The organism is Mucilaginibacter sp. (assembly GCF_039935595.1).
Lineage (GTDB): Bacteria > Bacteroidota > Bacteroidia > Sphingobacteriales > Sphingobacteriaceae > Mucilaginibacter.
Window position 1 is genome coordinate 1 of record NZ_JBDTJZ010000046.1, and the last position, 8919, is coordinate 8919.

11 protein-coding genes are annotated in these 8919 nt (G+C 37.6%); 6 read left to right on the forward strand and 5 right to left on the reverse strand.

Features of this window, described 5'->3' with window-relative positions; translation table 11 throughout:
- The 4 genes from ABI367_RS02545 to ABI367_RS02560 form a co-directional block, all read left to right on the forward strand.
- Nucleotides 1-187: hypothetical protein (locus ABI367_RS02545; RefSeq protein WP_462227279.1), on the forward strand; the 187-nt coding region annotated here is incomplete at its 5' end.
- A 170-nt stretch (nucleotides 188-357) separates the two neighbouring features.
- Nucleotides 358-576 carry a hypothetical protein gene (locus tag ABI367_RS02550; protein WP_462227280.1) on the forward strand — a complete coding sequence of 73 codons (219 nt, stop codon included), beginning with the start codon at nucleotides 358-360 and terminating at the stop codon, nucleotides 574-576.
- Nucleotides 577-812: 236 nt separating this feature from the next.
- Nucleotides 813-1070 carry a hypothetical protein gene (locus tag ABI367_RS02555; protein ID WP_462227281.1) on the forward strand — a complete coding sequence of 86 codons (258 nt, stop codon included), beginning with the start codon at nucleotides 813-815 and terminating at the stop codon, nucleotides 1068-1070.
- Between the two features lie 100 nt (nucleotides 1071-1170).
- On the forward strand, nucleotides 1171-1308 hold the full coding sequence (locus tag ABI367_RS02560) for a hypothetical protein (RefSeq protein WP_462227282.1): 138 nt from the start codon (nucleotides 1171-1173) through the stop codon (nucleotides 1306-1308).
- On the opposite strand, the gene ABI367_RS02565 is transcribed toward ABI367_RS02560, so the two are convergent.
- From ABI367_RS02565 to ABI367_RS02585, 5 genes are all read right to left on the reverse strand, one after another.
- Nucleotides 1291-1671, reverse strand: a complete 381-nt coding sequence (locus ABI367_RS02565) for an ASCH domain-containing protein (RefSeq protein ID WP_462227283.1) — start codon at nucleotides 1669-1671, stop codon at nucleotides 1291-1293. The genes ABI367_RS02560 and ABI367_RS02565 overlap by 18 nt on opposite strands.
- Nucleotides 1649-3160: a PIN domain-containing protein gene (locus tag ABI367_RS02570; RefSeq protein WP_462227284.1), complete on the reverse strand. Its 1512-nt coding sequence runs from the start codon at nucleotides 3158-3160 to the stop codon at nucleotides 1649-1651. The genes ABI367_RS02565 and ABI367_RS02570 overlap by 23 nt, the downstream gene beginning before the upstream one ends.
- On the reverse strand, nucleotides 3160-4182 hold the full coding sequence (locus tag ABI367_RS02575) for a hypothetical protein (RefSeq protein ID WP_462227285.1): 1023 nt from the start codon (nucleotides 4180-4182) through the stop codon (nucleotides 3160-3162). The genes ABI367_RS02570 and ABI367_RS02575 overlap by 1 nt, the downstream gene beginning before the upstream one ends.
- Nucleotides 4179-4877, reverse strand: coding sequence for an ATP-binding protein (locus tag ABI367_RS02580; protein WP_462227286.1), 699 nt, complete (start codon nucleotides 4875-4877; stop codon nucleotides 4179-4181). Before ABI367_RS02580 ends, ABI367_RS02575 begins: the two co-directional genes overlap by 4 nt.
- 278 nt (nucleotides 4878-5155) lie before the next feature.
- Nucleotides 5156-5848 (reverse strand): cupin domain-containing protein, encoded by a 693-nt coding sequence (locus ABI367_RS02585; RefSeq protein ID WP_462227287.1) that lies wholly within the window; start codon nucleotides 5846-5848, stop codon nucleotides 5156-5158.
- A 256-nt stretch (nucleotides 5849-6104) separates the two neighbouring features.
- On the opposite strand from ABI367_RS02585, the gene ABI367_RS02590 reads away from it, so the two are divergent.
- Both ABI367_RS02590 and ABI367_RS02595 read left to right on the forward strand, forming a co-directional pair.
- Nucleotides 6105-6479 carry a BlaI/MecI/CopY family transcriptional regulator gene (locus ABI367_RS02590; protein WP_462227288.1) on the forward strand — a complete coding sequence of 125 codons (375 nt, stop codon included), beginning with the start codon at nucleotides 6105-6107 and terminating at the stop codon, nucleotides 6477-6479.
- Between the two features lie 6 nt (nucleotides 6480-6485).
- The gene (locus ABI367_RS02595; protein WP_462227289.1) at nucleotides 6486-8651 is read left to right on the forward strand and encodes a M56 family metallopeptidase; all 2166 of its coding nucleotides are present in this window, start codon (nucleotides 6486-6488) and stop codon (nucleotides 8649-8651) included.
- The last annotated feature ends 268 nt before the right edge of the window (nucleotides 8652-8919 follow it).

Here is an 8919-nt window from a genome sequence, read left to right on the forward strand (position 1 = left end):
ATCCGCACCGGCACAGATAAAAGAGGTTAAGCCTTTGCTAAAAGCCGTACGCTCAATTAAAGAATGGAACTTTGACCTGGATGACCGGGATAATATTCTGCGCGTGGTAACCAACGGACTATCGCCCCGATATATTGAAGGCTTACTGCAAAACGCAGGGTTTAAGTGTATGGAGTTGGATTACTAGCAACGAAAATACAGTTCCCCTCTCGGGAGGGGGTGCGTTGGGTTGAGCGCAAAGGCAGGGGTGGGTTTCGCCGATAGGTCGCTTCATTAACACACCCCTAACCCCTCTCAAGAGGGGAACTATTGATTTTCCCCTCTCCAGAGGGCACTAACATACAAATTTACACCGAAATGAAAGATAAACAGGAGAAACAAAATCAATCTTTTTTACCGCCATCCAACACTATCGATATTTCAAAAATATCAATATCAGCTAATGAATTTGATTTATCTCATCCGTTTTATGGGGGTGTTCATTTTAAGATAAACATTCCAAATGAAAATAAAAATGAAATACTGCTTAGTAAAGAAGCCCTTTATAAATTACTAAGAGGAGAACCCCATTATTAAGTCTATAAGTTTATTATAGGGTTCAATATTGCTTTCTTTTAGATTATTCAAATAATCATCGCTTATTCTAAGGATATTTCCATTTGTATAATATACAGTTGGTGCAACTATTCCGTTAAATATGCAAAATGCTGTTATGGCACTTGCGTAATCAATGCCATCTCTTATTTTAAAATCCATATCCAAATATATCAATTTTAAGCCAGAATTTACACCAATAAAGTGTAGATTAGGGGATGGATGATTTAAAACTCAAAAATGACCAAATACTGAATGCAATATTGTTATTGACAATTCAAAATAACATTCAAATAAGGGCATTGACTACAACCCTATTAGAAATAATTCCAGAAACAAGCGAACAGGTCGATGAGGCTATCGTGATTTTAAATGCACAGAACGCTTTATTTCAACATGAAGTTGTTGCGAAGTTAAAGTTATTGTATGGTGACGTAGACGATATCGATATAAACGATATTTTAAAGGGGCTATAATTTTTTTTTTGGTGTAAATAAATATATTAGCACCCTCCAGAGGGGGCGCGTTGCCCGTGTGGTGGCAGGGGTGTGTTAACCAAACGATATACAATGACAAATGGCTATAAAGGCGTTGCCTGCGGCCCAGGCTTTCCGCTCATACGCCTGCGAGGCCTTAGGCGCAAGGCCGGTATACGCTGCAATCCTTAACGCGGGATATGATTTTTGCCAGCACAAATTAAACAGCGGATTTTAAATACATATAAGATTGGGGTGGGAACGCATTAAAATCATCACGGATTGATAATGGTTTAGGATATTTTGTTGTATTCTTAATTTTAATTGCGTGTGCAATTTCTCTATCAGCAAAATATTGATAAAAAAAGTCTTCGGAAATCCCTGAATGTTGCTCTGTTAAAGCCCAAATACTTTTTGGATCAAAACTCAAAATGTCTTCTATTTCAAACTCCCCAATAACTTGCTGGATAGGTGAAGATGCATACACTACAACAGTCTTAATATTTGGATTTTTGAAACGCACTTTACGAAATTCAAATTTTTTAGTTCCTTCAAATATTTTGAAGGCGTATTCTGGTTTAATCGATAATAATACTCTCATCACTTTTCGTGTCTTTTATTATATTAATAAACATTTCTTTCGTTATTTTTTGAAAACCTCTAGGAACGCTTTCAAGGTCTTTAATTACCTCTAATTCTATTAGTCGCTTTAAATTTATTCTGTTAGGGAATGAGTATACGTACAGAAAATTCACCAAAAATGGACGGGTGATTTTATTGTAATTCCAATGTTCTTTTAGTTTCTCATCAGTGAAAACACTTCTTTTCCTGCATTTTTTTATAAAATCGGCTTCATTATCAAAAGTAAAATAAACGTTATCCACTACAGCTATTGTTGTAACTACGCTTTTATAAAATCCTCCTGTTCTGTAAAAAACCAAAATATCTCCTGCGCCAATGTTTTTTTCCCAAGATCTTGAAATATAAACTTTACCAATTGAATTTCGATGCGGCTCATTGTCAATAAAATCCGCCTTTGATTCATTATGTAGTATAGAGTCTGGCATAAGTTCTGTATGATATTCCGGGTAAATTGGGACCAAAAAAATATTTTTTTCTAAGCCAATAAATGGGTATGTCTCTTTTAATTTTTTTGAATTAAAATGTGGCGTAAAATCTCTAACGTAAACCTTTTCATCGCTGTTTTTTTTGTTGCCAAAATGTTTGAATCCCCACTCTTCTAATAAAGAAATCAAGCGTTTTTGTTCATCTCTTTTATCGAAAATTGTAACATATATTTCATCGACTTTTTGGATAATCGCATTGTCAAAAATAATTTTTAAAAATCTTTCACCAAGTCTAACACCATTACTGACAACCTTAAAGGTTCCAATTTTTAGCCTTTTTTTAGGCGTGAACATTGGAGTTATATCGGAATATAGTTCAGCTTCGTCTTCTCTTTTAATATAAAGTAGAGAAAGTATTTTATTGTTTTCCTTGTTAAAAGTTACATAGGCTTTTTCGTTAGCTTTTTTATTAAACCATTTATCAAAACCGAAATAATCCTCTCTGAGGGTATCAAAAAACGGGTCCGTTAAATCTAGATCGCCAAAGTGCTTTTGTTCAACACTTAATATTTTGTACTCAACTAAATCCGGATTTTCAGCATATATTTTTTCTAAAAAGGAATTTATTGTATAAACCCGATCAGATATTTTTAATTCTAAAGCTTTTATATGTATTTTCTTGTCTTCTGAAATTAGCAAGTCTACCCTGTCATTATAGACTTCATTTAATAGAACAGAATCAATTTTATCATTATCATTAACATCATATTTTTTTGAAATTATGTCGACAACAGGAGCCATTGGTGCTACAGTCTGCATCAATTCATAACTATCCATTTTGATATTGAAAGCATCTACGGTTGATTTGTTAGGGTTTTTGTTTATTTCATGAACCGTTGCAGGATGAATACATTTTTGGTACTTAGCTTTGTCAAGCCACTTAAATAAAATACCAATGTCTTGATTAGAGACTCGACCAGCTTCTCGATGTATTACAATATTTGTATCTAAAAGTGCTTTCATTACTTTTTACCAAAAGAAATTTTTTTCAAGTAAAATATAATTTTAGGCCATAAAAAATAGGCTACAGATAATATAGCTATTGTAAATGAGATGTAAATCTCTAAAGGGAAATTATACCATACTTCGCTTAGCTTCATTTCAGGGCTATAAGACTTACGATAAGAAGGAATAAATAGTAAAATGCCACAAATTACATTTATCAAAATTGCAGCAGCAAATTGCGCGGGCCCGATTCGTTCTTGAGTGTAAATCGAAAAAAAATTAAAATTTTCAGATTTTTTGTTAAATACAACCATTAACTCATCTTTTGGAATATCTATAATCTCACCTAAGTATTGATTAAATGAAGAATGTTCGAGTGTCCTTACATTCTTTAAAGAAGAGTCAGGAAATACGATGTCGTATCTATTCGGGAGGATATTAAAGCAAAAACAGGTCTCTATATGGCAAATTTCTTTATCCCGAAAAGCCTCCGATTGACTGACTGGTATATTCCTTTTTTCATTTACTTTAACGTCATAGATTATAGTGGATTTATTAATGCCAAGTTTTCTAGTCGAAATATGTTTCCCCTTAAGTTTTATACAGAATCTAAAATAAATATTTGGCTTTTCAGATGTATTGTAAGGTTTTAGGTCTACATCAATATCTAGTTGATTCGATTGAACATTAAAATTAACTGGCAATATACATAGTGCTGCTCTATCTTTAAAACGATGGATAATACCTGCTTTATTTACGCCCCCATCTAACATGTCAGTACCATTTACAGAGTCGTTAAAAATGAATCTACTATTCTCCGTACTGCTAAGCTGCTTATATAAATCAATTACAATTGTATCTTTTGTAAGCCAAGGTATATATAAGCTTAAATTTAGTTTATCTTTTTTTTCAATGGAAGTCTTATTTATCTCACATCCAAATTCCAATAAGGTTACATTAGTATTAAACTCCCATGAACATATATGAAATCTTTCAATTATTATTTTTTCGTAACTGGAGATGAAAAATGTATTTGTCATTTAGAGTTATTTGTTAGATTCATTTTTATGCTATTCAATATTTCATTATAATCATTTTGACTTCCGAATTTTATCGGCCTATTTAATGTTTCTGAAAGGTGAATAGCATATTTCAACTCATTTTTTTGCATTTCATCCAACAAAGAAAAATCGTATTTTAATTCATCCCGACCTTCTAATCTCAATTTTATTTCAGCAATATCTCCGATTATAACATTGAATGATGTCGGGTTTATTTGTTGAAATGTTTCAATATCGATATTATAAATTTTATTGTTTTTATCGAGTAAGCAATAATGTCCATCTAACAAATAAAACTGGTCGTCCTTGATAATATTTGCTAGTCCAGTAATCAATTTATTCTGAGTAAAAGGAATGTCATTTACTTTTTTGTCTCTATAATTGGGTTTAATTACTTTCCATTGTAATACATCGCTTGCTGAAAGATAGTTAATATTTAGGTCTGCACATATTTTATGGCAAATTGTGCTTTTACCTACTCCATGTATGCCTCCTACGAAGGCAATATTATTAAACATGACTAGATTTTTTTTAAATATATATTTAATATATGCAATATAATACATTTCTAAACAAAGCCCTATCTGCGTTAGCGATGGTAGCGTATACCGGCCTTTTTGCTCCTGCGAATTTTCTCCCCTGCTGGCGCGAGTATGCAGCGCAAGCAACAGCATGGCGTACTCGTGCCTAAAACTCACCTATCGTGTAGAGATCCCCACACTCCCAAGCTGGCGCAAGAATGCAGCAAGGGAAAGTGCAAGGAGTTCTTGTGCCTTATTAAACTACCTAGGTCTTTTAAACTATCCAAGTCATTTTAATTATTCAGTCACAGGTACCCTAACCCGCCAGTCCAACGCTGCATACTTGCGCCAGCAACTGGGAGTCGGAGACTCTTTTTTATCTGGGAATCCGTAGAGCCCTGCGGAACTCTACGGATTGTGAGGTCTTTTCTTTACTTCAACTCGAAAGTATACACCCGGTCAGCACCGGCGGCTTCCTTCCCTTTGTCCTCGGTGCCACGCTTAACAAACGTGATCGTTGGTTTCAGGCCTTTGAAGGTGACAACCACAGCATCGTTTTCATACTTGCGCGGCTGTGCCTGTAGCTGGGTACCCGGCTCGGCAATGTCCTGCCAAGTGATCAGGCGGTTGTTTGGGCGGCCTACCTCCTTGCCAAGCCCTGTGGAAGCGGTAGTTGCACCGCCCTGCGCCGCTGGTTCCTTAAGCTCAAGGAACACTGCCCGCAGCACATCCGTGCCTACCCCTTCTTCACTGTGCGTAACGCCCCTGCGGTAGAAGAAAGTATCCCAGGCGTTGGTGTGGGTTGGCGAACGCATGCCTTGCGGAGACACAATTACCCGGTCGCCGCTGGTGTAATAAACGCCGGCATAGTCGTAAAGATGGCGGTGTGTGGGATAGGCGCGTGGCAGCCAGGAAACGTCCCAAACTTTAACACGATCGTTCTCAAACACTTTGGTTGCGCCTTCGCGGTCATACGGCTCGGGATAAGTCTGGGCAGCCTGGGGCGAAGACTGGGCCGGGGACGAAGTCTGGGCCGGCTGGGGCGTCTGGGCCATGAGTACTGCACTGTTGAAAAAGAGTCCTATCGCTAAGGCGATGAGTTGAAAGTTTTTTTTCTTGTTCATAAATTATGTTTAAAGTAGGATTATAATAACATTATCTAAGATATAAATCTTAATTGAAACTAAGCCTATCTCCCGTTGGTCCGGATTTATAATCCCGGACCAAGTTACACGCGGATTTGCAATCCGCATTTCCGCAAAGCTTTGCCATAGAATATATAGCTCATCCCAAAAAAATTAAAAAAATATTTCCTAATTATTTGCATATACGAAAACAATCGTATATGTTTGTACGAACGAATTCGTATTAACAAGTATTATGGAACTAAAACCAACAGAAAGCGAGCTGGAAATTTTACAGGTGATTTGGAAAATGGGCCAATGCACCGTTCGCGATGTGCATGAAGAACTAACCAAAACCAAGGATGCCGGCTATACCACTACCCTAAAACTTATGCAGATAATGCACGACAAGGGTTTGGTTGAGCGCGATACTACCTCAAAAACGCATTTGTATAAAGCAATAATAAGTCGTGAGCAGGCGCAAAACACCGCGCTGGATAAAATTTTAGATACCGTGTTTAAAGGCTCCACCGCTGATTTGGTGATACAGGCCCTTGGTCAGCACCGCGCATCAAAAGATGAGATTGACGCTATTAAAAACTACCTGCAACAATTTGACCCTAAAAAGTAAAAAGCTATGGAAAAGCTATTGTATAATGTAAGTCAGATATTGGGCACCACCATCATCCACTCGTTGTGGCAGGGGTTGCTTATTTATACCGCGTTACAACTGGTATTTTTAGCGGTGCTGGGGCTATCGGCACAAAAAAAGCATAACCTGGGTATGCTGGCACTGTTTGCCATGCTGGGCTGGTTTGGCTATACGTTTTATACCGAGTTTAACGCCTATAACTGGACCCCCGCGGTAAGCAACTACCGGTTAAGCGACAATATCTCGTTATCATTATACAATACCATTATAGCAGCCAAACCTGTACACCCTGCTACATTGGCAGCCTATAAAGCCGAGTTTTTTAATGCCATTAAAGCTTACTTGCCTTACATAGCCTTTTTATATGCCGTTGGTCTGGTTATAAACCTGGGCAGGCTGGGTTTGGCCTGGAACCGCATCCGCGCTATTAAAAAGGACCTTACCGGTAACCTTGCTCTGCAAAAAAGGGTTAATGAGCTTGCCCGTAAACTGGGTGTGCGCAAACCCGTGCAGCTAAGCTTTACCACCCGTATTGACGGCCCCTGTGTTATCAGTTTTGTTAAACCTATACTGCTGCTGCCGGTAACTATTACTACCCAGCTATCGGCTGACGAGGTAGAGGCTATACTGATGCATGAGCTATCGCACATACAAAGCAACGATTACCTTTTAAATCTTTTACAACAGCTAATTACCGTATTACTGTTTTTTAACCCCTTTGCCATACTGATCAGCCGCATCATCAGTTCTGAACGTGAGAACCGTTGCGACGACATAGTTGTGCAAACCACCGGCGACCCTTTAATATATGCCCAGGCATTATTAAAACTGGAAGAAACCCGCCAAACCACCCTAACGCTTGCGCTGGCAGCAACCGGCAAAAAGTATCATTTATTAACCAGAATTGAACGTATCATGAAATCAAAAAAACCTGTAGGTAACTTTAAACACCTCATACTGGCTATGGTTATATTAGCCGGAAGCCTGGGGAGCATATCATGGCTTAACCCCGAAATTAAAGACGGCAAAATAGTGCTTAAACGTACTGCTGCCAAAATATTACCCGTTAATATAACAACGCCAGCATTTGAAGCGAATGCAGCCAAAATACCCGGCACCGTTAAACCTAAAAACCATTTTACCATTGTAGCGGCTGACACCACACCTATTAGCCAATTAATTGACACCCCTAAAAAAGTTAAGAAAAGCACCTTTAAAATTGTATTGGAAGATGCAGACGGCAACAAAAAAGAATATTCCTCTGTAAATGACATGCCTGCCGATGCGCGTAAAGAATTTTTGAAAGAGAACGTTAAGAGCAATTTTGGTTACAAATTTAACTTCAATACAGACTCGATGCGTTTTGGTGGTCTTACTAAAACTTTAAAATTTAACGCCGATTCCATGCGCTTTGGCGAGTTTGCCAAAAACTTTAAGTATGAAATGCCCATGGCTGCAATGGAAAATTTGAAAAATATGGGGCCTAAAATGGAGCGTATGCGGGTGATGATAGATAAGAACAACAAAGACGGCATGAAAAAGTTGAATAAAGAAATGAAAAAGCTTGCCGATGAACAACGCAAATATTACACCGGCCCTGAATTCAAAAAAAGAGTCAAAAGTTTAGAAAAAAGTTCAGCTGATTTAAATAAAATGTATGATAGTCCTGAATGGAAAAAAAGAATAGAGGACATAACCAAAGCATCAACAGATTTTGCAGATAAATCTAAAATCAGTAGCGAGGATTGGGCAAAATCGATACAAGAGCTTACGAAACAAAGCACTAAGTTTAGCCAGGATTTTATAAACAGCCCCGAATGGAAAAAATACCAGGACGAGATTGTAAAACAAGCATTGGAAGTTGCTAAAATGCAGCAAGGATCAGCAGAGCAAAAGGAAAAAATAAGGCAAATGGTTGATAAAATACGCGAAGAGAGTCGTACTGTAAGACCGCGTTTCAATATGGTGTGGAAAGCGGATAGTTCTGGAAGAACTGAGCGCCCTGAAAAAGCAGAGAAACCCGAAAAAGCAGAGCGTCCTGAAAAAGCTGAGAAACCCGAAAAAGCAGAGCGTCCTGAAAAAAAAGAAAAGACAGAGAGCACGGAAAAACCAAAAGATCCATGGCTTGGGGGTAAACCGTCAATATATTGATCGCCGTTAATTTCCCAAAACAATAGTTTTTCCATAATAACTATTAGTTGATTGAGTAAAGAGGAGGCGAGCTCCTCTTTGCCTGTTATATGTATTAGAAGACTTACGAAGTTTTAAAAACTTCGTAAGTCTTAACTCAACGGAATTTGTAATTTAGTATCCTCAACCCAAACGATACTTTTTTTATGCTCCAAAAGCTCAGTATTAGTAATTACGCGTTAATTGATGACCTGGAAATAAGTTTTGGCCCCGGCCTTAATATCCTCAC

Excerpts from the sequence above, each read along its gene's own strand:
- ABI367_RS02575 (WP_462227285.1), bottom strand. The coding sequence starts at position 4,182 with ATGACAAATACATTTTTCATCTCCAGTTACGAAAAAATAATAATTGAA.
- ABI367_RS02595 (WP_462227289.1), top strand. The coding sequence starts at position 6,486 with ATGGAAAAGCTATTGTATAATGTAAGTCAGATATTGGGCACCACCATC.
- ABI367_RS02555 (WP_462227281.1), top strand. The coding sequence starts at position 813 with ATGGATGATTTAAAACTCAAAAATGACCAAATACTGAATGCAATATTG.
- ABI367_RS02580 (WP_462227286.1), bottom strand. The coding sequence starts at position 4,877 with ATGCTGTTGCTTGCGCTGCATACTCGCGCCAGCAGGGGAGAAAATTCG.
- ABI367_RS02565 (WP_462227283.1), bottom strand. The coding sequence starts at position 1,671 with ATGAGAGTATTATTATCGATTAAACCAGAATACGCCTTCAAAATATTT.
- ABI367_RS02560 (WP_462227282.1), top strand. The coding sequence starts at position 1,171 with ATGGCTATAAAGGCGTTGCCTGCGGCCCAGGCTTTCCGCTCATACGCC.
- ABI367_RS02590 (WP_462227288.1), top strand. The coding sequence starts at position 6,105 with ATGGAACTAAAACCAACAGAAAGCGAGCTGGAAATTTTACAGGTGATT.
- ABI367_RS02585 (WP_462227287.1), bottom strand. The coding sequence starts at position 5,848 with ATGAACAAGAAAAAAAACTTTCAACTCATCGCCTTAGCGATAGGACTC.
- ABI367_RS02570 (WP_462227284.1), bottom strand. The coding sequence starts at position 3,160 with ATGAAAGCACTTTTAGATACAAATATTGTAATACATCGAGAAGCTGGT.
- ABI367_RS02550 (WP_462227280.1), top strand. The coding sequence starts at position 358 with ATGAAAGATAAACAGGAGAAACAAAATCAATCTTTTTTACCGCCATCC.